Origin of the sequence: Zobellella iuensis (assembly GCF_016746085.1) — a bacterium.
Classification (GTDB): domain Bacteria; phylum Pseudomonadota; class Gammaproteobacteria; order Enterobacterales; family Aeromonadaceae; genus Oceanimonas; species Oceanimonas iuensis.
Genome location: NZ_JAERTZ010000021.1, coordinates 81,511 through 103,576, shown reverse-complemented (window position 1 = coordinate 103,576; position 22,066 = coordinate 81,511). Strand labels below are relative to the sequence as shown.

The 22,066-nt window shown below is 57.6% G+C and carries 15 protein-coding genes; 12 read left to right on the top strand and 3 right to left on the bottom strand.

From position 1 onward, the window contains the following. The first annotated feature begins 129 nt into the window (after positions 1-129). From JKV55_RS09945 to etfB, 7 genes are all read left to right on the top strand, one after another. Positions 130-609: a DUF2335 domain-containing protein gene (locus JKV55_RS09945; protein WP_202084775.1), complete on the top strand. Its 480-nt coding sequence runs from the start codon at positions 130-132 to the stop codon at positions 607-609. A gap of 643 nt (positions 610-1,252) precedes the next feature. Then, positions 1,253-2,233: a dipeptidase gene (locus tag JKV55_RS09940; RefSeq protein WP_202084773.1), complete on the top strand. Its 981-nt coding sequence runs from the start codon at positions 1,253-1,255 to the stop codon at positions 2,231-2,233. A gap of 33 nt (positions 2,234-2,266) precedes the next feature. Beyond that, positions 2,267-2,797 (top strand): 4-vinyl reductase, encoded by a 531-nt coding sequence (locus tag JKV55_RS09935; RefSeq protein WP_202084770.1) that lies wholly within the window; start codon positions 2,267-2,269, stop codon positions 2,795-2,797. A gap of 175 nt (positions 2,798-2,972) precedes the next feature. Continuing rightward, positions 2,973-5,036: a dimethylglycine demethylation protein DgcA gene (dgcA, locus tag JKV55_RS09930; RefSeq protein ID WP_202084768.1), complete on the top strand. Its 2,064-nt coding sequence runs from the start codon at positions 2,973-2,975 to the stop codon at positions 5,034-5,036. Between the two features lie 44 nt (positions 5,037-5,080). Continuing rightward, on the top strand, positions 5,081-7,027 hold the full coding sequence (locus JKV55_RS09925; RefSeq protein ID WP_202084766.1) for a (Fe-S)-binding protein: 1,947 nt from the start codon (positions 5,081-5,083) through the stop codon (positions 7,025-7,027). After that, positions 7,020-8,237, top strand: coding sequence for an electron transfer flavoprotein subunit alpha (gene etfA, locus JKV55_RS09920; RefSeq protein ID WP_202084764.1), 1,218 nt, complete (start codon positions 7,020-7,022; stop codon positions 8,235-8,237). The genes JKV55_RS09925 and etfA overlap by 8 nt, the downstream gene beginning before the upstream one ends. Next, on the top strand, positions 8,227-9,009 hold the full coding sequence (gene etfB, locus JKV55_RS09915) for an electron transfer flavoprotein subunit beta (RefSeq protein ID WP_202084763.1): 783 nt from the start codon (positions 8,227-8,229) through the stop codon (positions 9,007-9,009). The genes etfA and etfB overlap by 11 nt, the downstream gene beginning before the upstream one ends. A gap of 274 nt (positions 9,010-9,283) precedes the next feature. Here etfB and JKV55_RS09910 read toward each other — a convergent pair whose 3' ends face one another. The 3 genes from JKV55_RS09910 to JKV55_RS09900 all read right to left on the bottom strand — a co-directional run bounded on the left by JKV55_RS09910 (position 9,284) and on the right by JKV55_RS09900 (position 14,323). Continuing rightward, the gene (locus JKV55_RS09910) at positions 9,284-10,153 is read right to left on the bottom strand and encodes a hypothetical protein (RefSeq protein WP_202084761.1); all 870 of its coding nucleotides are present in this window, start codon (positions 10,151-10,153) and stop codon (positions 9,284-9,286) included. Positions 10,154-10,250: 97 nt separating this feature from the next. Further along, positions 10,251-11,528 carry an antiviral reverse transcriptase Drt2 gene (gene drt2, locus JKV55_RS09905; protein WP_202084759.1) on the bottom strand — a complete coding sequence of 426 codons (1,278 nt, stop codon included), beginning with the start codon at positions 11,526-11,528 and terminating at the stop codon, positions 10,251-10,253. A gap of 1,028 nt (positions 11,529-12,556) precedes the next feature. Next, on the bottom strand, positions 12,557-14,323 hold the full coding sequence (locus JKV55_RS09900) for an AAA family ATPase (protein ID WP_202084757.1): 1,767 nt from the start codon (positions 14,321-14,323) through the stop codon (positions 12,557-12,559). A 973-nt stretch (positions 14,324-15,296) separates the two neighbouring features. Between JKV55_RS09900 and JKV55_RS09895 the strand changes: the two genes are divergently transcribed. From JKV55_RS09895 to JKV55_RS09875, 5 genes are all read left to right on the top strand, one after another. Continuing rightward, positions 15,297-16,508, top strand: coding sequence for a M24 family metallopeptidase (locus JKV55_RS09895; RefSeq protein ID WP_202084755.1), 1,212 nt, complete (start codon positions 15,297-15,299; stop codon positions 16,506-16,508). A gap of 244 nt (positions 16,509-16,752) precedes the next feature. Next, entirely contained in the window at positions 16,753-18,360 is a 1,608-nt protein-coding gene (locus tag JKV55_RS09890; RefSeq protein WP_237332799.1) for a BCCT family transporter, read from the top strand. A 4-nt stretch (positions 18,361-18,364) separates the two neighbouring features. Next, positions 18,365-19,129, top strand: coding sequence for a creatininase (locus tag JKV55_RS09885; protein ID WP_202084753.1), 765 nt, complete (start codon positions 18,365-18,367; stop codon positions 19,127-19,129). A gap of 77 nt (positions 19,130-19,206) precedes the next feature. Then, positions 19,207-20,604, top strand: a complete 1,398-nt coding sequence (gene asnS / locus JKV55_RS09880) for an asparagine--tRNA ligase (protein WP_202084751.1) — start codon at positions 19,207-19,209, stop codon at positions 20,602-20,604. 870 nt (positions 20,605-21,474) lie between these two features. Next, positions 21,475-21,765: a GIY-YIG nuclease family protein gene (locus JKV55_RS09875; protein ID WP_202084748.1), complete on the top strand. Its 291-nt coding sequence runs from the start codon at positions 21,475-21,477 to the stop codon at positions 21,763-21,765. Positions 21,766-22,066: the final 301 nt, after the last annotated feature.

The following is a 22,066-nucleotide window of genomic DNA, read 5'->3' as shown; positions in this document are numbered from 1 at the left end:
CTGTGTTGGACATAGCTCCCAGGGGGCATTATCACCGGCGATTTGTTTCTTCCGAGTCGGATCTGTCCCGTTTGGCCGGAGATTGGGTCGCTGTGGGTAATGATCTCAACGATGCCATAGAGAAATACAATGACCAGTTCAGAGCAGAACAGCGGCCCGTCGACGCCACCCAGTGAAGCCTCTCCGCCCCTCGATGAAAAGCAAATCGAGGGGGAACTCCTCCAACATCCAGAACTCCTTGAACGTCTCCTGCAGAATCCGGAGATCAAGGCGGTCGTATACCGCAACGAGGTGTTTTCCGGACCTTTGCCCTCGCCGAATGTACTCAGTGGCTATGAGAAAGTGCTCGTCGGCTCGGCCGAACGCATTCTGATGATGGCGGAAAAAGAGCAGCAACACCGCCATGTAATGGACATGACGGCCCTGCAAGGCGAGATAAATAAGGACAAGCGAGGCCAACAGTTTGGCCTGGGCATAGCAGTGTTATTCGGGGTGATGGCACTTGTACTCGGGCTTAGTGGGCAACCCTGGCTGGGTGGTCTGATTGCAACCGTCGATTTGGTGGCCCTGGTTGCCGTATTTGTAATGGGGCGCAGAAGCGAAGAATAAATTTCTGATAATACTCTGGCTGTATTCCAAGTACGGCCACTATAGTCCAGCCTCCGCCAAGGGTCCGTTTCAACGGACCACCCGACCACCGGCGCCGGGGTTCGGTCGAATAAATTCGACCCTACGACGGACGCCGGTTTGGCCGTAGGGTCCGTTTCAACGGACCAATCCCACCACCGGCGCCGGGGTTCGGTCGAATAAATTCGACCCTACGACGGACGCCGGTTTGGCCGTAGGGTCCGTTTCAACGGACCACCCGACCACCGGCGCTGGGGTTCGGTCGAATAAATTCGACCCTACGACGGACGCCGGTTTGGCCGTAGGGTCCGTTTCAACGGACCACCCGACCACCGGCGCCGGGGTTCGGTCGAATAAATTCGACCCTACGGCGGACGCCGGTTTGGCCGTAGGGTCCGTTTCAACGGACCAATCCCACCACCGGCGCCGGAATTTGGCTTTCCAGCTTCCAGCCTCCCGCTTCCACCCCCCACTTGTCTTTTCCCGACACCGTTTCTGAACAGTGACGTTTTTGGCTATGCGTTCGTCGTTTTCAGCCAGTGGGCGGGGGGACCCGCGGGCTAGACTGCCTCTGAATCCGGTGAACTCGGTTCACCCGTCAAATAAATGCAAGGAAGGTCTGGCTATGCAAAGTGCAGCTGAAGTACACCAACAATCGATAGTGATCGACGGCCTGATTATCGCCAACTGGGGGCGCGAACTGTTCGAAGATATGCGCCGCGGTGGCCTTACCGCCGCCAACTGCACCGTGTCGGTGTGGGAGGGCTTCCAGGCCACGGTGAACAACATCGCCGAGTTCAACCGCCATTTCCGGGAACACGGCGACCTGATCCGCCCGGTGCGCACTACCGCCGATATCCTCAAGGCCAAGGAAGAAGGCCGCACCGGCATTATCCTCGGCTTCCAGAACGCCCACGCCTTCGAGGATCAACTGGGCTACGTGGAAATCTTCAAGCAACTGGGTGTGGGCGTAGTGCAAATGGCCTACAACACCCAGAACCTGGTGGGCACCGGCTGCTACGAGCGCGACGGTGGCCTGTCCGGCTTCGGCCGCGAGGTGGTGGCGGAAATGAACCGGGTCGGCATCATGTGCGATCTGTCCCACGTGGGCGCCAAAACCTCGGAAGAAGTGATCCTGGCCTCCCAGAAGCCGGTGTGCTACTCCCACTGCCTGCCCGCCGGGCTCAAGGACCACCCGCGCAACAAGTCGGACGAAGAGCTGCGCTTTATCGCCGAGCACGGCGGCTTCGTGGGCGTGACCATGTTCGCCCCCTTCCTGAAAAACGGCATCAACTCCACCATCGAAGATTACGTGGAGGCCATTGGCTATGTGCTGGATCTGGTGGGTGAAGACGCCATCGGCATCGGCACCGACTTTACCCAGGGTCACGATCAGAACTTTTTCGAGTGGCTGACCCACGACAAGGGCTATGCCCGCCGCCTGACCCGGTTCGGCGAAATCATCAACCCCGAGGGCATTCGTACCATCGGTGACTTCCCCAACCTGACCGAGGCCCTGCTGCGCCACGGCTACTCCCCGCGCCTGGTGGAGAAGATCATGGGCGGCAACTGGGTACGTGTGCTCAAGGACGTCTGGGGCGAATAAGCAACATATAAAGGAAGCGAGGGAGAAACCACAATGTCAGTACATGCACCCGAAATGCCGATTGAAGTAGACGCCGACACCGGCGTTTGGACCACCGACGCCCTGCCCATGCTCTATGTGCCGCGCCACTTCTTCGTGAACAACCACATGGCCATAGAGGAAGAGCTGGGCCCCGAGCGCTACGCCGAGATCCTGTACAAGGCCGGCTACAAGTCTGCCTGGCACTGGTGCGAGAAAGAGGCCGAGTGCCACGGCATCAGCGGCGACGCGGTGTTCGAGCACTACATGAAGCGCCTGTCCCAGCGTGGTTGGGGCCTGTTCACCATAGAACAGCTGGACATCCCCGCCGGCACCGCCAAGGTGCGGCTGGATCACTCCGCCTTCGTCTACCAGTACGGCAAGGTGGACCGCATGGTGGACTACATGTTCACCGGCTGGTTCGCCGGCGCCATGGACCAGATTGCCCAGAGCCTGGGCCATCCGGTGCGCACAGTTGCACGCCAGACCCAGAGCGGCGCCCAGACCGGCTGCGATTACGGCCTGTTCGAGGTGAGCCCGCTGTAACGGTGCCACCCGTCATGCCCGCGAAGGCGGGTATGACGAGAAGGGCCGCGGAGTGACATCCACTCCCGTCATGCCCGCGAAGGCGGGCATCCAGGGCAGGGCTCGAAAGTGACGAAGCGAGCAGGTTTTAATTTTCGGCGGGCCCCAGGCCCGGCATGTACTAGAGGATTCCAGGATGGGACAGTTCGACGCCTTGTTTCAACCCATGAACATCAACAAGCTCACTATCCGCAACCGGGTGGTGAGCACGGCCCATGCCGAGGTGTACGCCACCGACGGCGGCATGACCACCGAGCGCTACGTCAAATACTACGAAGAAAAGGCCAAGGGCGGCCTGGGCCTGGCCATTTGCGGCGGCTCCAGCGTGGTGTCCATCGACAGCCCCCAGGGCTGGTGGAGCTCGGTTAACCTGAGCACCGACCGCATCATTCCCCACTTCCAGAACCTGGCCGACGCCATGCACAAGCACGGCGCCAAGATCATGATTCAAATTACCCACATGGGGCGCCGCTCCCGCTGGGACGGCTACGACTGGAGCACCCTGGTATCGCCCTCCGGCATCCGTGAGCCGGTGCACCGCGCCACCTGCAAAACCATAGAGCCGGAAGAAATGTGGCGCATCATCGGCGACTACGCCCAGGCCGCCCGCCGCGCCAAGGAAGGGGGCCTGGACGGGGTGGAGCTGTCTGCCGTGCACCAGCACCTGATCGACCAGTTCTGGAGCCCGCGGGTCAACAAGCGTACCGACGAATGGGGCGGCACCTTCGAGGGCCGCATGAAATTCGGCATGGAAGTGCTCAAGGCGGTGCGCGCCGAAGTGGGCCCGGACTTTGTGGTGGGCATGCGTATCTGTGGTGACGAGTTCCACCCGGACGGCCTCAGCCACGACGACATGAAGCAGATCGCCAAATACTACGACGACACCGGCATGGTCGACTTTTTCGGCGTTATCGGCTCCGGCTGCGACACCCACAACACCCTGGCCAACGTTATCCCCAACATGAGCTACCCGCCCGAGCCCTTCCTGCACCTGGCGGCGGGCATCAAGGAAGTGGTGAGCGTGCCGGTGATCCACGCCCAGAACATCAAGGATCCCACCCAGGCCCAGCGTATTATCGAAGGCGGCTATGTGGACTTTGTGGGCATGACCCGGGCGCACATCGCCGACCCGCACCTGATCGCCAAGATCAAGCTGGGCCAGGTGGACCAAATTCGCCAATGCGTGGGTGCCAACTACTGCATCGACCGCCAGTACCAGGGCCTGGACGTGCTCTGCATCCAGAACGCGGCCACCTCCCGCGAGCACATGGGCCTGCCCCATCTCATCGAAAAAACCGACGGCCCCCTGCGCAAGGTGGTGGTGGTGGGCGGCGGCCCCGGCGGCATGGAAGCGGCCCGGGTGGCGGCCGAACGCGGCCATAACGTGGTGCTGTTTGAAAAGGCGCCCGAACTGGGCGGCCAGATCACCCTGGCGGCCAAGGCGCCCCAGCGCGACCAGATTGCCGGTATCACCCGCTGGTACGCCCTGGAGCTGGCCCGCCTCAAGGTGGACCTGCGGCTGAACACCGCCGCCGACATGCCCGCCATCATGGCGGAAAAGCCGGACGTGGTGATCCTGGCGGTGGGCGGCACCCCCTTTATCGAGCAGAACCCCGAGTGGGGCGCGGCCGAAGGCCTGGTGGTGAGCAGCTGGGATATCCTCTCCGGCAAGGTGGAGCCGGGCAAGAACGTGCTGGTGTACGACACCATCTGCGAATTCTCCGGCATGTCGGTGGCCGACTACCTGGCGTCCAAGGGCAGCCTGGTGGAAATGGTGACCGACGACATCAAGCCGGGCGCGGCCATCGGCGGCACCACCTTCCCCACCTACTACCGCTCCCTGTACGAGCGGGAGGTGATCATGAGCTCCGACATGGCCCTGCACAAGGTGTACAAGGAAGGGGACAAGCTCATCGCGGTGCTGGAAAACGAATACACCGGCCAGAAAGAAGAGCGGGTGGTGGACCAGGTGGTGGTGGAGAACGGCGTCCGTCCGGACGAGCGGCTTTACTACGAGCTGAAGGGCGACTCCGTGAACAAGGGCCAGATCGATCTGGAAGCCCTGTACGCGGCCCAGGCCCAGCCGGCGCTGGCGCAGCACGGCCAGGGCTACTTGCTCTACCGCCTGGGCGACTGCGTGGCCCAGCGCAACACCCACGCCGCCATTTACGACGCCCTGCGTCTGTGTAAAGACTTCTGAGCCAAGGGGCCGGGGGCAACCCCGGCCCTGCCGAGGTGCCCGCTATGTTCGAGCCTGTGATCCCTTATCTGTTAGTGCTGGCCTTCGCCCTGGCCGCCATCGGCGCCGCGCGCCGGGTGCGGCTGTGGCGCCGGGGCCAGTCCAGCCCCGTGCACTTCTGGCGCGGGTTGGCCGCCATGCCGCGCCGCTACCTGGTGGACCTGCACCACGTGGTGGCGCGCGACAAGTATATGTCCAACACCCACGTGGCCACCGGCGGCGGCTTTGTGCTGGCGCTGGTGCTGGTGGTGCTGGTGCACGGCCTGGGCCTGCACAGCGCCTGGCTGGTGTGGCCGCTGCTGGCGGCCAGCCTGCTGATGGCGGTGGGCGCCCTGTTCGTATGGAAGCGCCGGCGCAAGCCCGCCAGTGAGCTGCCCAACTCGCGCCTTTCGCGCGGGCCCTGGCAGCGGCTGCCGAAAAGCCTGCTGGCCTTTGCCCTGGGCTTTTTTATCGCCACCCTGCCGGCCGCGGGCATTTTGCCCGAGGGCACCGGCGGCGCCCTGCTGACCCTGCTGCTGCTGGCCCTGTGCACCTGGGGCCTGGGCGAGCTGGTGTTCGGCATGGCCTGGGGCGGCCCCATGAAGCACGCCTTTGCCGGCGCCCTGCACCTGGCCTTTCACCGTCGCCAAGCCCGCTTCGGCGGCGGCCGCGACACCGGCCTGAAGGCGCTGGATCTCACCGCCGACAAGCTGGGCGTGGAGAAGGTAACCGACTTCAAGTGGAACCAACTGCTGGGCTTTGACGCCTGCGTGCAGTGCGGCCGCTGCGAGAGCAAGTGCCCGGCCTTTGCCGCCGGCCAGCCGCTCAACCCCAAGAAACTGATCCAGGACATGGTGATCAGCCTCGCCGCCCAGGAAGAAGTAAGCTACCGCGGCAGCCCGCATCCGGGCCAGGAAAACGCCGCCCGCACCGGCTGCCCCGACAAGCCGCTGGTGGAAAGCATGCTGGACAGCCAGACATTATGGTCCTGCACCACCTGCCGCGCCTGCGTGGAAGAGTGCCCCATGATGATCGAGCACGTGGACGCGGTGGTGGACATGCGCCGCTTCCTTACCCTGGAGCGGGGCCAGACCCCGGGCAAGGGCCAGGAAGTGCTGGAAAACCTGATCGCCACCGACAACCCGGGCGGCATGGCCCCCGCCAGCCGCAGCAACTGGGCCGCCGACCTCAACATTCCGTTGATGAAGGAAGTGCAGGAAGCCGACGTGCTGCTGTGGGTGGGTGACGGCGCCTTCGACATGCGCAACCAGCGCACCCTGCGTGCCCTGGTGCAGCTGCTGCGCGCCGGTGGCGTGGACCTTGCCTACCTCGGCAACGAGGAGCTGGACTCGGGCGACCTGGCCCGCCGGCTGGGGGACGAAGCCACCTTCCAGCGCTTGGCCAAGGCCAACATCAAAACCCTGGGCAAGTACCGCTTTAACCGCATCGTCACCGCCGATCCCCATTCGCTGCAGTGCCTGGGCACCGAATACGCGGAGCTGGGCGGCGACTACCGGGTGGAGCACCACAGCGAACTGCTGGCGGAGCTGCACCGGAACGGCAAGCTCGCCTTCAACGGCGGCCAGAGCGGCAAGCTCACCTATCACGATCCCTGTTATCTCGGTCGCTACAACGGCGTGTACGACGCGCCGCGCTACCTGCTGGATCAGCTGGGCTTCGAGCGCAGCGAGATGGAGCGCAGCGGTTTCCGCTCTCGTTGCTGCGGCGGCGGCGGCGGAGCGCCGGTAACCGACATTCCCGGCGAGCGCCGCATTGCCGACATGCGCATGGACGACGCCCGGGAGGTGGACGCCGAGCTGATGGCGGTGGCCTGCCCCCAGTGCACCCTGATGATGGAAGGGGTGGTAGAGCCCCGGCCCCAGGTGAAGGACATTGCCGAGCTGCTGCTGGAGGCCCTGGCCCAACCGGCCCAGGAGCAACCGCAGCGGCAAAAGGAGGAAGCCCATGTCTGATCTTATTCGCAAGGATCCGCGCCTGGCCTGGATCCGCCGCAACCGGCTGCACCCGCGCCATGCCGAGCTGAGCGGCCAGCCCCTGCGCGGCCCCAGCGGCCTGCTGCGCAAGAACCCGCGGCCCCAGTGGCAGCTCGGCCCCAGCGGCCTGCGCCGGCTGGACCGGCTGAACCTGGCCGGCGGCGGTGAAGTGACGCAGCTGTCCAAAAAGCGCAGCGAGCAGCCCAAGCTGCCCCTGCACAAGGTGGTGGAGCCCCAGGGCTACATTGCGGTGTGGCTGCCCCTTTCCGGCGGGCGCCTTACCGCCCACGGCAAGGACGTGCTGGGCCTGGCCCAGCAGCTGGCGGCGGCGCAGGCGCAAAGCACCGCCGTGCTGGGGGTGCTGTGCGGCGAGCTGAAAGAAGGCATTGAAGAGGCGGGGATAGACCGGCTGCTGCAACTGGATGGGGTGGAAGGCTACCAGCCGGAAGCCTGGACCCAGCTGTGCCGGCAGGTGGAGCGCGAGTTCAAGCCGCTGCACTGGCTGTTCCCCGATGCGGGCGAGTCCGCCGAGCTGGGCCGCCGGCTGGCGGTGGAGCTGGGCGAGCGCCCGGCCACCGGGGTGTGGAAGTGGGAAGGCGAGCAAGTGATCGCCCGCACCGGCGCCGGCCACCAGGATCTGGTGCGCCCCCTGTGCCGGCTGCTGCTGTTGCTGGAAGAATGCGCCTTGCCCTGCACCGATCACCGCTACGAGGCGAAACCGGTGGAGTTTGAGCCGCAAGCCCTGCTGCGGGCCCGGGTGCAGGACGGCGGCCGGGTGGCGGTGGATCCCGCCGACATTCCCCTGGCCGAGGCCGAGTTTATCCTCTCCGCCGGCAACGGCGTGCACGACTGGGAGCAGTTCCACCAGGCGGCGACCCTGCTGGGCGCGGCCGAAGGCGCCAGCCGGGTGGCGGTGGACGACGGCTTTATGCCGCGCAACCGCCAGGTGGGCGCCACCGGCACCTGGGTGAGCGCCCGGGTGTACATTGCGGTGGGCATTTCCGGCGCCGTGCAGCACTTGCAGGGCATCGGCAAGGTGGAGAAGGTGGTGGCCATCAACCAGGACACCGACTGCGACATGGTAAAACGCGCAAGCCTGAGCGCCATCGGCGACAGCAGCGAAATATTGGCGGCGCTGATGGCGCTGGTAGAGGCCCGGCCGGCCCAGGAGGTAAGCGATGCAGCCTGATCATTCCCTCAACATAGCGGTGCTGGTAAGCGAAGGCCGCCACCCGGTGTCGGGCCGCGCCCGCCGCGCCCTGCAGGACGCCAGCGCCCTGGAGCTGGGCTTTGCCCTGGGCGGCAAGCTCGAGGCCATTCACGCCGGCAGCCCGGCCCAGCCGGCGCTGCAGGACTATTTGGGCATGGGCCTTAACCGGCTGACGGTGCTGCGCCAGGGCCCGGACGACGACGCCCTGGAGCTGCTGGCTCCCTACCTCAACGAGCTGCAGCCCGACTTGCTGCTGACCGGGGTGCGCGCCGAACAGGGGGAGGGCTCCGGCATGCTGCCCTACCTGCTGGCCGAACGCCTGGGCTGGCCGCTGGTGACCGGCATTGCCGCCATCGAGCTGATTGACGGCGACGAAGTGACCCTGCTGCAGGCCCTGCCCCGGGGCCAGCGCCGCCGCCTGAACGTGCGCCTGCCCTTTGTGGCCAGCGTGGACGAAGCCGCGGCCAGCCCCCGCCAACTGGCCTTTGCCAAGGCCCGGCGCGGCAGCATCAGCGAACAGCAGCCGGCCGCCCCCAAGCCCGACGCCGACCGCGCCGGCTGGACCCTGCAGGACGCCAAGCCCAGGCCAAAACGGCTGAAAGTGGCCAGCGCCAAAACCGCCGCCGACCGCTTCAAGCAAGCCACCGCCAAGGCACAAGGCGGAAAAGGCCAGATCATCCGCAACGACCCCCAGGCTGCCGCCAAGGCCATCTACGACCTGCTGGTAGAGGAGGGGGTATTGAGGAAGTAGGTTGGGTTGGTTTTGAGGATTGAATAAAAACGCCGGCGAAAGCCGGCGTTTTTATTTTATTGTGGAATCTGGCAAGCTATCCTCGGCTAATTCCGAAAAAATATTCTATAGTTTTACAGAGTATATAAAATCAGAAAGCCGCATTGGATATCACTATGTGTTCGATTAAATCAATAACTTCATTGTGATTATCGCATGTTGCGTGGGCGCCTCGCGCCTAAATCAGGTATGCTGTAGGCGCCATCTAGATTTACTTATTATACGATTCTCGTGCTTACTGCAAGTTTGGGTCTCTGTATTTTCTGACAAAAATATAGTTTGGGGTGCCACACCAAATTATAGGTTTTCCGGAACCACCACCGCTAAACCAACAATTACCTGCAACAAGTACCCAGGCTCCCAAAAGATCATCTAAATCGTCAATGTTGAAAAGTTGTAAAAATATATTGGCGATATCATCGAAAACAACAACACTTGCTGAATTATAATCTTCTGTTGAATTTAGCCATATTTTTCCATCAGCAGTTTTCCCTACAGAAGCAATTGGACCCCAATAAAAGTTTGTTTTATCATGATGCTTTTCTCTGGTTATTTCATCAAAGCTTGTCACTATATCTTTGACTGGACCAGATAACATTATTTCATCATTGTTTTTGTAGAAAACGACTTGCGTATCTGATTCCCTGAACTCATAGCTTTTAACTAATCGGTGTAATATTCTTCTTAGCGTAAATTGTTGATTTGACTGGCGCTCTCTACCTCGTAAGACAAATCTTTTACCACCTTCCTCTCTACCCTCCCTTGGAGGGTGTTGCTTTGTTGTTACCTCAACATCACCACCAGTTTCTTGATCCAGGCGGACAATAATAGTCTTCCCACTTGAAACTTCGTCTTCTAGCCCTGTTCCCTCATTGGCTAGATCATCAGTCGAGGCATAGTTAATTTTCAGCTCACAATCTGGATCGTGATGAGCACAGAAGTGTGCTGGGTGTCCATGCCTGCTTTCTTTTCTAAACCAAGCAAACTCACCACATTCAGTACAAGCTAGGTTTCTCCTTTTTGATTCAAGAGCAGAAGTTTCTAACTGTGCAAATCGAGAAGCTTCCCATACTTCATTATCACTTTTACATATCGCGTATTGCATTTTCACTCTGTCCTTGCGAATCGTATAACGTTTGACTAAGGGGCTAGCCTCAGCTGATCCCTAGTGAGCGAAGTGATGTTTGATGTGTTTGTTATATTTATTTGTCGAGTTCTTCGTGAAATCTACGCCAGAGAGGCTTCAATTGACGCTTTATAGTTTTGCTTTTCATTTTATTAGCAGCACGCAAACCATACGTAACAAAATTTCTACCACCTAAGTGCGTATAACGGCTGTATAGTTTACGCTTGTATAATCCTTTTTCAGGTAGACCTTTGGATGTTCGAACAGCGTTATACTTATCCATGGTTTTCTTCGCTAAGCGAACTCCACGCTTCATTTTCTCCGAGTATCTTGCAAGTGAAGATGAACGAATATAAACATTTTCACCGTCAAACATAAAACCCAAATATTGAAGCATTTGATCGGCAGTAAGGACACCATTTTGATAGGTGAAAGTTCTTAACTCTGTTTTATTAGTGTTAATTGAAACTTTTAGTTGTTTAACCCTTTCTTGAGCAAAACCAGCTACGCTGTCTCTCAGTGGTGCTGGAACAATAAAGAGCATGTCATCACAATATCTATAGTATTTTCCACCATGAATATCCATGTACCTTTTCATTTCTGCATCAAATTCAAACATGTATATGTTTGAAAGCAGAGCACTAATTGGTGAACCTTGGGGTATGCCAAATGGAGCTTTATTAGTTTTAATGAGCTTCTTTTCCCTGACAACTTCACGAAACTCTTTTGCCGAACAAACTCTTTTCCTACCATTTTTAGGGTTGTTGAGTGATATGCTAAATTCTTTATAGAGCTCGATTTTATTTACTTGTGAGAACTGAGTTATTGACTTGAAGACGTTGAAATGATCTGCAGGAAGCTTTGCTTCTACAAGCAAATTAGCCCAACTTTCTTTTAGAATTGAATGATCTAAAGTGTCGAAAAATTTAGAAAAGTCTAGTGCGACAGCACTGCACTCTCCCATAATTTTAATTTGCTCAAAAGCTTCGCAAGCAAAATCAATATTACTTTTTCCCAAGCCTCTAAAGGCGAGGATGCAGTCTGTCAATCCGGCAGCTTTTAGCTGAATTTCGTATTTTTTACTTAGGAGGCTGGCATAATACGCGTAAATGTGGCTGTCTATGTGGGCTGAGTAGGCTATCGGACGTTCTTTAACTGCCATATCAATTTTATGGGTTTTTTTATCCTTTTTAATTTTTTTGGATTCGACAGCGTAATTAATTAAGGGGAAAAATGCGTGCTTTGAAACTAATTCAGGGTTAGTTACTAAGTTTCGCGCTTTTTTGAAACTAACAGGTAAATAGAAATGTAGATAACTACGACTTCGATACCACGGAGGTTTACTTGAAGACATTTTGATACTCTAGCAAAACCGAGGCAGACTTAGAACTGCGGCAATTCCTCTCGTCTTACCTCGGCTTAACCAAGTTGTTAAAACAACCATCTATGAGCCCAAGAGCTCTAGCCGCGTCATGTTAGAAATGGATTATGCTATAACTATAACCGTGGAGGTATCTATGAAGACCCTGTTCCAGTTCTTGCTGCCTACCTGCTCAGCTTGCCTTGGTGGCTTGCCGATTGGACTTGACAACCTGTTATGCTCCTCTTGATCAGCGACTTATTTGCCCCTATCAAAAGCCTAGATATACTACCATCTTAAATACCTTGATGCAATAAGATTGGTATAAATTAGAGTGAAACTACTCTAGAGTAATGGGGTCAAGTCTTGCCTTTTGTTTGACTTAGTAATCTAGTCCATCGAGTGGACATGCAATCTCATATTTTATTGATTCCAGAACAGCACTCTTTATAAAAAAGAAGAATGTAGAGTCTGCTGCTTTTAGTAGTCTAGAATTAGAGTTATATGCAGTAACTGGAGGGTTAATTCCCCTTACTTCTTGGAAGTCTGTTAACCCTTTAATTACAGATGTTAATTGCGCTCCCTTTAGATTATCCTGCTTATGCTTACCGATTATGATTTATGAAGTCTTGAATGCCATGGTTATACCCCAAAGCAAACGCTTGATGAACGCTTTTGTGGCGACCGTCGGCGTAGGCTTGGGAGTCACCTAATGCGTTGATATCCAGGGTTATAGTTTCTCTTAGTACAAAGCCTTGTTCATAACCGGAGTTATAAGCACACTGACAGCATTTATGACGCCCGTGTCCATGCATTTGATGTTCATTCAGCGTGATTAATAAACTCTCATCTAGGCGTCGTGGGTGGTAATTAGTGCATGGCATAGAAACCTCCTTTTTCCATCAGCTATCAAGTAAGGTATAACGTCTGCCTCAACTGCAGTAGGCTACTGGCGGCTTTTGTGCTGTGAAACACACAAAAGGCTACTGCTATCAACGTCTAAATTAATGTTGCTGTTACATTTAATTTCCGTTTGCCCACTCAATGAATGTATTGAGTTTCGTTATCTTTTCTCTTAAGTCTAGAATATCAAAATTAGCTGGATAGTTGCTGACATAGTGTCTCGCGATTTTTACTTTGTTGGCAGTTTTTTCGTTCGAGCTACTTCTTTTACGATATTTTAGTAGGTTGCTCCAATCACCGACTTCTACCAGTTTAGAGGCTGAGGGATGCACCGCCAAAACGCTTTCTTCGACCTTATCATGCTCCAAATAGTTTTCTACTTCTCGACCTTTCGTTACCCAAGCAAACCCGGGGCCATTATCAAACTCTTGTTTTAGTCTTTGTTTGGTTGAACTAATTTTTGCTCTAGGATGATCTTTATCGCTATCAAACATGATCACAGTGTTGCGATTTAGATTTCTAACAGATATGAAATCTTCAATTCTTTCGTTAAGCTCTTCTGTATCAAGCGCGGTAAGGTGACTAAATAATCGGCCGCCATAAAACATGATAGAGTAATTAACCCCCTCAATCATCTTTGTGTTTATAGATGCAAGCCAATAATTTAAATATATTCTATCCGATGGCCCCTCTACCCAAATAATACAATTTGCTTGAAGGATGTCTGATGCTTTATATCCGAGATCATTGCATATACTTGACTTCTCTTTTGTGCTGGCAATTGATGTTACGGCAGATGCCCCGTTTCGCTGCGTAACGTGAAATATTTCCGACTCAACTGCATCAAGTAAATGTGCGGAATGGGTAGTGAAAAAATACTGATTATTTGTGCTTTCAGATAAGTACTTTACTAGCTTTCTCTGAAGCAAAGGGTGTAAATGAAGTTCTGGTTCCTCTACGCATAAAATACTATTTTCCAGCAGCGTTGCAGCAGCAGCTAATATTATGACCTCATGAACTCCTGTACCCAACGATTCCAGTGGTAGGGTTTTTTCGTCCATGTGAATCAATATCATATCTCTGGAATATGGTATTTCTATCTCTGCAGTATTATTTTCTAGGACCTCGCGTACGAACTTATTAATAGATACGAACTTTTCTTTCTTAGCCTGTTCCGAAAGAGGTGGGTTTTGGATCTTTGCTAGCCGTTCTATTATCCCCTCTCCGCTATAATCATTGGCTGTGGAACCGACGATGCCAATTTTTCTAATGGCTGGTATGACTTCGACATTAGGTTCATTAGGCGGAACATATGCCAGTGATCGCAAAGTTTCTGGGATCCAATTGGCATTAATGTTACCGCCACTGCGACTTGTTAAACTCATCCATAGCTGATTCCATTCTCTATGTTCAAGTACTGTGGCGATTGATGTTGCATCAATTTCGAGCTTAAACTCGCCATTCGGATTATCAGATGAGTATGTAAACCAGATGTTGCCATTAGAGTCAGAAAAAACATCGGAAGTTAAAAGCTTCTTAGCAGAATTTCGAGGAATGCGATGCCTGCTTTCGTCTGGCAACTTTCCACTGATATACTCATCTATTTCGTCTCTCGGAATTGGGAATGAGATTCTATGAGTTGCACGCTCATCAGATATATGTCGATCAATATCTTTAAATGGAGATTCTTGCTGTCTACCAATTTGGCGTTGATTTTTCGCTTTTCCTAGAAAGAAAGAATATTGATCTTTAAGGAAGTTAACTATGTTGGACTTTCCTGTGTTGTTCTTCCCAATGATCAGGTTAACTTTCTTCAACGGATATATTTTAGCTAGCTCGTTACCGAAGCTGCGATATCCAGAAAATCCAAATCCCTTAAATTGCACGTTATTGTCCTTATAAATCTAACAGTTTGTATATCGATTTTTCTTGTTTTCACTCATAAGGTTGGCTGCCTATTTCAAGTGTAAGTGGTTGACTCTCGTTGATTTATTGGTTTTTTTATTCAAAACTAGAGCATGTATTCCTGCCTGTTACCCCAGATCCTGTCTTGAATCCTTCGGTAGTGATTAATTATTTTCTTTTTTTGTTGGCTCTTTAATAGTCACCATTGTAGTTAACAATAAGTCCGATTAGTGATCTCGTGCCTATACCGCATTTTCTGATCGATATACCTGTATAAAATGTTAGCAACTGATGCTATTGAGCCAAGCAAAACCCACGCTACCGCCCGTCACTGATCTCAGGCTTAAGCGCATCCCTGCTTCCTCGTTTGTGTCCATTCTTGTCGCGTCATGGTGAAAAGGCAATGACAAAGGGCGCATTTTGCGAGGCGTTTGTTGGAGTTTGGTGTTGTTTGGTTAAGTTTTATCCGGTTCGGCGGGGTGGGGGGCTCAGGCGTGTCTGCAGACCAAGTGCCGTTGTTCGGGCCGGAGCGGCTTGCTCTGGTTCCCCGCCTTCGCGGGGAAGACGGGGGAGTGCGGGGATGACGGGGGGAGTGTGGGGATGACGGGGAATGGGGGAGTGGCCGGTGTGGGATGGGGCTCTTCGGTTGGTGCTGGTGGTGTTTGAGGGGGCGCCTGGTTCCCCGCCTTCGCGGGGATGACGGAGTAATGCGGGGATGACGGGGGATGGCGGGGATGACGGAGTAGTGGGGGATGACGAGGGGAGTGCGGGGATGCCGGGTGTTGGGGCCTCACCCTGGCGCGCGGCGCACCATAACAACGCATTAACATCCCAAATGGGCTGATTTGAAGTATTCATTTCTTTTATGGCGGGTGGGGCTCTAGCATCGGGGTTATGCGCTAAACCGGTGTTTCTCGGCGCAGCAACCATCAGCTACAAGGAAGGAGTCTTACCATGCAAATGCCCAACACCCTCAGCATCCCCAACGGCGAAAAAGTCCGCGGCATGTTCTCCCGCGAGGAGATGCTCTCCCGCCAGCAAAAGCTGCGCCAGTACATGGCCGCCAACGAGGTGGATGCGGTGCTGTTCACTTCCTACCACAACATCAACTACTTCAGTGATTTTGTGTACTGCCGTTTCGGCCGCGACTACGGCCTGGCGGTCACCCAGGACATCCACACCACCATCACCGCCAATATCGACGGCGGCCAGCCCTATCGCCGCAACGCCCTGGGCGACAACCTGGTGTATACCGACTGGCAAAAAGACAACTTCTTCCGCGCCGTGCAGCAGCTGATTGGCGGCGCCCGGCGGGTGGGGGTGGAATTCGACCACCTCAGCCTGCAAAACCTGGACAAGCTCAAGGCCGCGCTGCCCGAGGCCGAGTTGGTGGACATCGGCGTGCCCACCATGAAGATGCGCATGATCAAGTCGGCGGAAGAAATCGCCCTTATCAAGCAGGGCGCCCGGGTGGCGGACGTGGGCGGCGCCGCCATTCGCGATGCCATTGCCGTGGGCGTGCCGGAGTATGAAGTGGCCCTGGCCGGCACCCAGGCCATGGTGCGCGAAATTGCCCGCACCTTCCCCCATGGCGAGCTGATGGACACCTGGGTGTGGTTCCAGTCCGGCATCAATACCGACGGCGCCCACAACCCGGTCACCAGCCGCAAGATCGAGGCCGGCGACATCCTCAGCCTGAACACCTTCCCGATGATCGGCGGCTACTACACCGCCCTGGAGCGGACCCTGTTCAGCGAATACGCCTCCGACCGCCACCTGGAGCTGTGGGAGATCAACTGCAAGGTGCACCGCCGCGGCCTGGAGCTGATCAAGGCCGGCAACCGCTGCTGCGACATCGCCGCCGAGCTGAACGAAATCTTCGCCCAGCACGACGTGCTGCAATACCGCACCTTCGGCTATGGCCACTCCTTCGGCACCCTCAGCCACTACTACGGCCGCGAGGCGGGGCTGGAGCTGCGGGAAGACATAGACACGGTGCTGCAGCCGGGCATGGTGGTGTCCATGGAGCCGATGATCATGCTGCCCGAAGGGCTGCCCGGCGCCGGCGGCTACCGCGAGCACGACATCCTGGTGATCAGCGAAAGCGGGGTGGAGAACATCACCCGCTTCCCGTTCGGCCCCGAGTACAACATCATCAAGGGCTGATAACAGGGCCCATCCCCGCGCCGGGGATGGGCTTTTTCGTTTTAATCGCTGCACCCCAAGGGTCGGGCCCCCGGCAGCCCGATGCAGCAATAAGGAGCAGTGATTTACTACGCCGTCTGCAGCGCGATGGAGAGCGTGGCAGCTTGAAAATGGGAGATGCCCGCAAGCACCCCAGGGGGCTTGTCTGGTATCTTGAGGTTAATGAGAACAGCTTGTTTCGAGCAGTTCTAAGGAGTTGGACGTCATGGTTCTCAATAATGGCCCATTGAAGGGCATTAACCCCTATATCATGTTTATTTCCCTGCTGATCACGGTGGGGCTGATCGGCTTTGCGCTCATTTATCCGGGTGAGTCCGCCGCCCTGGTCGATAGCGTCAGAACGGTGATCACCCTGTCCGCCAATGCCTGGTACGTGCTGCTGGCGGCCCTGTTCCTGGTGTTCTGCATCTGGATCGCTTGCAGCAAGTACGGAAAAATCCGGCTGGGGCGGGACGATGAAAAGCCGGAGTTCGGCTATTTCGCCTGGTTCGCCATGGTTTATGCCGCAGGCCAGGGCATCGGCATCATCTTCTGGTCCATCGCCGAGCCCATGTTCCATTTTTCCGGCGGCTCGCCCTTTTCTCCCGCCACCGGCAACCAGGCCGCCGCCGATTCGGCCATGGCCATCTCCTTCTTTCACTGGGGGCTGAACGCCTGGGCCATTTATTGCGTGGTGGGGCTGTCGCTGGCCTTTATCTGCTACCGGCTGAACAAGCCGCTCAGCATTCGCTATACCCTCTACCCCCTGTTCGGCGACAAGGTCACCGGCCGCTGGGGCGTGCTGATCGACGTGATTGCCGTGTTCGCCACCCTGTTCGGCATCGCCACCTCCCTCGGCATGGGCGCGCAGCAAATCAACGCCGGCCTGTCGGAAATTTGGGGCATTCCGCAAAGCCCGGGCGTGCAGCTGGTGCTGATCGTGGTGATCACTCTCTGCGCCCTCATCTCCGTGCTCACCGGGCTGAAGAAGGGGGTCAAGTACCTGTCCATCGGCAATATGTGGCTCACGGTGCTGCTGCTGCTGTTTTTCTTCGCCTTCGGGCCCTCGCTGTACATCCTTAAAACCTTCTTCGCCGGCACCTTCGATTACCTGACCCAGTTGCTCAAGTTCAACTTCTATATCGAAACGCCCACCCAGGCGGTCACCGATGCCGACGCCAGCTGGAAAGGCATGTGGCAGGGCTGGTGGACCGTGTTCTACTGGGGCTGGTGGATGTCCTGGGCGCCCTTCGTGGGGGTGTTTGTGGCGCGGGTGTCCCGCGGCCGCACCATCCGGGAATTTATCTGGGGCGTGGTCGGGGTGTCTTCGCTGCTGTCCTTCGTCTGGCTGGCGGCCTACGGCGGCACCGCGCTCTACCTGGATCTGTTCGAGGATGCCGGCATCGCCGCCGTGGTAAACAACGACGTGGCCAAGGCGCTCTACGCCACCTTCCAGGGCATGGATCTGGGCGGCCTGTCCACCCTGGCGATGATCGTCGGCACCATCATGGTGGCCACCTATTTCATCACCTCGTCCGACTCCGGCACCCTGGTGCTCACCACCATCATGAGCGAAGGGGACGAACACCCGCTCAGCCGGCACCGGGTGATCTGGGGCGTAATGCAGGGCGTGGTGGCGGCGGTGCTGCTGTTCGTGGGCGGCGAGGCGGCGCTAAGCTCGCTGCAAACTGCCTCCATCGCCGCGGCCCTGCCGTTTTCCCTGATCATGCTGCTGATGTGCGCCGCCCTCTATAAGGGGGTCAGGGCCGAGCACAAGAAAATAAGCGATGCCAGCCTGTATGGCGCGGCCATAGTTAACTCCAAAGAGGTATGAAGTCATGGTTAACCTGGAATTGATGGACTGGCAAACCTACGCCGCCAAAGTGAAGGATGGCAATGCTGTCATCATGCTGCCGATAGGCGCCATCGAGCAGCACGGCCCCCATATGTCGATGAACCCGGACGTGCTTATTCCCAAGGCCATCTCCGAAGGGGTGGCCAGCAAGTCGAGTGCCATCCTGGTGGCGCCGCCCATCTCCTACGGCTACAAGTCGCAGGTCAAGTCCGGCGGCGGCAACTTCTTTCCCGGCACCACCTGCATCAACGGCAAAACCCTGATCGACGTGGTCAAGGACGTGCTGGTGGCCTATGCCCGCCACGGCAACCGCAAGTTCGTGCTGGTGAACGGCCATTTCGAAAACTCCATGTTCCTGGTGGAGGGCATCGATCTGGCCCTGGAGCACCTGCGCCACGAGGGCATTCAGGCCCAGGTGATGCTGCTGTCCTATTGGGACTACGTCACCAAAGACACCATCGCAACCGTGTTCCCCGACGGCTTTACCGGCTGGGACGTGGAGCACGGCGGCGTGCTGGAAACCTCGCTCATGCTCCACCTGCACCCGGAATGCGTGAACATGGAGAAGGTGGTGCACCACCATCCGGCCACCTTTCCGCCCTACGACATCTTCCCGCCGGAGCCGAGCTGGGTGCCGTCTTCCGGCACCCTGTCGTCGGCCAAAAACGCCAGCGAGGAATACGGCCGGCTGTTGTTCAACGTCTGCGTCGAGGGCATTTTCGGATCGGTGTCGGAACGTTTTATCTGAGCATAAAACGCCCATCGGGTAACCCATGGCAGGCCACCGCGGGTGGCCTGCCCCATGTGATGTACGGGGGGCTGCGCATGCATGCCGCTATTAGCGAGATAAAAAAAGGCCGCCACCAGCCGGGCGACACCCTGGTGGTGAAGGGCTGGGTAAGAACACGGCGGGATTCCAAATCCGGGCTGTCCTTTATCAATCTGTACGACGGCTCCTGTTTCGACAGCCTGCAGGTGGTGGCGCCCGAGCGCCTGGGCAACTACCGGGCCGAGGTCACCCGGCTCACCACCGGCTGCGCCCTGGTGGTAAAGGGGCAACTGGTGGCGTCGGTGGGGCAGCAGCAGGCGCTGGAGCTGCTGGCCGAGGAGGTAACGGTGGTCGGCTGGGTCGACGACCCCGAGAGCTACCCCATGGCGCCCAAGCGCCACAGCATCGAGTATTTGCGCGAGCACGCCCACCTGCGGCCGCGCACCAATGTGATCGGCAGCGTGGCCCGGATAAGAAACTGCATCTCCCAGGCCATTCACCGCTTTTTTGATCAGCAGGGCTTTCTCTGGGTGGCCTCGCCCATCATCACCGCCTCCGACTGCGAAGGGGCGGGGCAGATGTTCCGGGTGTCCACCCTCGATCTGCAGGAGCTGCCGCGGGATGAGCAGGGCCGGGTCGACTTCGGCCAGGACTTTTTCGGCAAGGAGACCTTCCTCACCGTGTCCGGCCAGCTCAACGCCGAGGCCTACGCCTGCGCCCTGAGCAAGGTGTATACCTTCGGCCCCACCTTCAGGGCCGAAAACTCCAACACCAGCCGCCACCTGGCCGAGTTCTGGATGGTGGAGCCGGAAGTGGCCTTTTCGGATCTGGACGACAGCGCCCAACTGGCCGAGGCGCTGCTCAAGGCGATTTGCCGGGCGGTGCTGGCCGAGCGCGTCGACGATCTGCGCTTTCTCTCCGGCTATGTGGGCGAGGATCTGCTGGCCCGGCTGGATCAGCTGGCCGGCATGGACTTTGTGCATATCGACTACACGGAGGCGGTGGCCATTCTGGCGCAGGCGCCGCGCGAGTTCGAGTTTCCGGTGTATTGGGGGGCGGACCTGTCTTCCGAGCATGAGCGCTACCTCACCGAGGAGCACTTCAAGAGCCCGGTGGTGGTCAAGAACTACCCCAAGGACATCAAGTCCTTCTATATGAAGGTCAACGACGACGGCACCACAGTGGCCGCCATGGACGTGCTGGCGCCGGGCATCGGCGAGATCATCGGCGGCTCCCAGCGCGAGCACCGGCTGGAGGTGCTGGATGCGCGAATGGCGGAGCTGGGCATGAAGCCCGAGGAATACGAATGGTACCGCCAGCTCCGGCGCTACGGCACCGTGCCCCACGCCGGCTTCGGCCTGGGCCTGGAACGGATGGTGGCCTACGTCACCGGCCTGGGCAACGTCCGCGACGCCATCCCCTTCCCAAGAACCCCGCACAACGCCAGTTTTTAACGCCAGGCGCCGGCGCCTCCCTGAATGCCCGCCTTCGCGGGCAAGACGGGGGAGGCGTCGCTCCCGCGCTTCCTCCGTCACTCCCGCGCTTCACCTCGTCACTCCCACGCTTCACCTCGTCACTCCCACGCTTCACTTCGTCACTCCCGCGCTTCACCTCGTCACTCCCGCGCTTCACCTCGTCACTCCCGCGAAGGCGGGAGTCTATGGGGTCTGCAGATCGGGCGCCGTAGCCCGGTCCGGTGCCCCTTGTCCTGGATCCCCGCCTTCGCGGGCAAGACGGCGGAGGAGTCACTCCCGCGCTTTACTCCGTCACTCCCGCGAAGGCGGGAGTCCATGTGCGTCTGCAGACCAGGCGCCGTAGCCCGGTTCGGTGCCCCTTGCCCTGGATGCCCGCCTTCGCGGGGATGACGGAGAGGCGCGGGCAAGACGGGGAAAAGTCACTCCCGCTTTTTACTCCGTCACTCCCGTATTTCTTCCGTCACTCCCGCGCTTCACCTCGTCACTCCCGCGCAGGCGGGAGTCTATGGGGTCTGCAGACCAGGCGCCGTAGCCCGGTCCGGTGCCCCTTGTCCTGGATCCCCGCCTTCGCGGGGATGACGGAGAGGCGCGGGCAAGACGGGGAAAAGTCACTCCCGCTTTTTACTCCGCCACTCCCGTATTTCTTCCGTCACTCCCGCGCTTCACCTCGTCACTCCCGCGAAGGCGGGAGTCTATGGGGTCTGCAGATCGGGCGCCGTAGCCCGGTCCGGTGCACCCTGCCCTGGCTCCCCGTCTTCGCGGGCATGACCGAATCATTTAGGCATCGCGCCGGTTTGTTGTCATTTCCTCGCTACACTTGGGAACATCGTCACCAGGTGGCTTATCACGATGCTCAAACAGCCCGCAGTCTACATCCTCGCCAATAAGCGAAACGGAACCCTGTACACCGGGGTAACCAGTAACCTGGTGCAGCGCATCTGGCAACACAGGCAGGAAGAAGTGGAAGGGTTCTCAGCCCGATACGGACTGCATTTGCTGGTGTACTTTGAGCGGCACGCCGATATGTATTCCGCCATTACCCGCGAAAAACAGCTCAAGAAATGGAACCGGGCCTGGAAGATACGGTTGATTGAAGGGCAAAACCCCGGCTGGCGGGATCTGTGGATGGAGATAATTTAAAACATCCGCCGCCATACCTGGGTTTCTATGCCCCCAGCCCTGGATGCCCGCCTTCGCGGGCATGACGACGTTGGTGTCACTCCCGCGCTTCTTTCGTCATTCCCGCCTTTTACTTCGTCACTCCCGTCTTTTACTCCGTTACTCCCGCGCTTTACTCCGTCACTCCCGCGAAGGCGGGAGTCCATGCGCGTCTGCAGACCAGGCGCCGTAGCCAGGGCCGGCGCACCCAGCCCTGGATGCCCGCCTTCGCGGGCAAGACGGGGGAGCGTCCGATCCGCCTGGCAACAACCAATTAACATCC

What these genes read in the sequence shown, in the direction of transcription:
- JKV55_RS09885 (WP_202084753.1), top strand. Translation starts at nt 18,365, where the DNA reads ATGGTTAACCTGGAATTGATGGACTGGCAAACCTACGCCGCCAAAGTG.
- JKV55_RS09940 (WP_202084773.1), top strand. Translation starts at nt 1,253, where the DNA reads ATGCAAAGTGCAGCTGAAGTACACCAACAATCGATAGTGATCGACGGC.
- JKV55_RS09890 (WP_237332799.1), top strand. Translation starts at nt 16,753, where the DNA reads ATGGTTCTCAATAATGGCCCATTGAAGGGCATTAACCCCTATATCATG.
- JKV55_RS09925 (WP_202084766.1), top strand. Translation starts at nt 5,081, where the DNA reads ATGTTCGAGCCTGTGATCCCTTATCTGTTAGTGCTGGCCTTCGCCCTG.
- etfB (WP_202084763.1), top strand. Translation starts at nt 8,227, where the DNA reads ATGCAGCCTGATCATTCCCTCAACATAGCGGTGCTGGTAAGCGAAGGC.
- drt2 (WP_202084759.1), bottom strand. Translation starts at nt 11,528, where the DNA reads ATGTCTTCAAGTAAACCTCCGTGGTATCGAAGTCGTAGTTATCTACAT.
- JKV55_RS09875 (WP_202084748.1), top strand. Translation starts at nt 21,475, where the DNA reads ATGCTCAAACAGCCCGCAGTCTACATCCTCGCCAATAAGCGAAACGGA.
- dgcA (WP_202084768.1), top strand. Translation starts at nt 2,973, where the DNA reads ATGGGACAGTTCGACGCCTTGTTTCAACCCATGAACATCAACAAGCTC.
- JKV55_RS09935 (WP_202084770.1), top strand. Translation starts at nt 2,267, where the DNA reads ATGTCAGTACATGCACCCGAAATGCCGATTGAAGTAGACGCCGACACC.
- JKV55_RS09945 (WP_202084775.1), top strand. Translation starts at nt 130, where the DNA reads ATGACCAGTTCAGAGCAGAACAGCGGCCCGTCGACGCCACCCAGTGAA.
- asnS (WP_202084751.1), top strand. Translation starts at nt 19,207, where the DNA reads ATGCATGCCGCTATTAGCGAGATAAAAAAAGGCCGCCACCAGCCGGGC.
- JKV55_RS09895 (WP_202084755.1), top strand. Translation starts at nt 15,297, where the DNA reads ATGCAAATGCCCAACACCCTCAGCATCCCCAACGGCGAAAAAGTCCGC.
- etfA (WP_202084764.1), top strand. Translation starts at nt 7,020, where the DNA reads ATGTCTGATCTTATTCGCAAGGATCCGCGCCTGGCCTGGATCCGCCGC.
- JKV55_RS09910 (WP_202084761.1), bottom strand. Translation starts at nt 10,153, where the DNA reads ATGCAATACGCGATATGTAAAAGTGATAATGAAGTATGGGAAGCTTCT.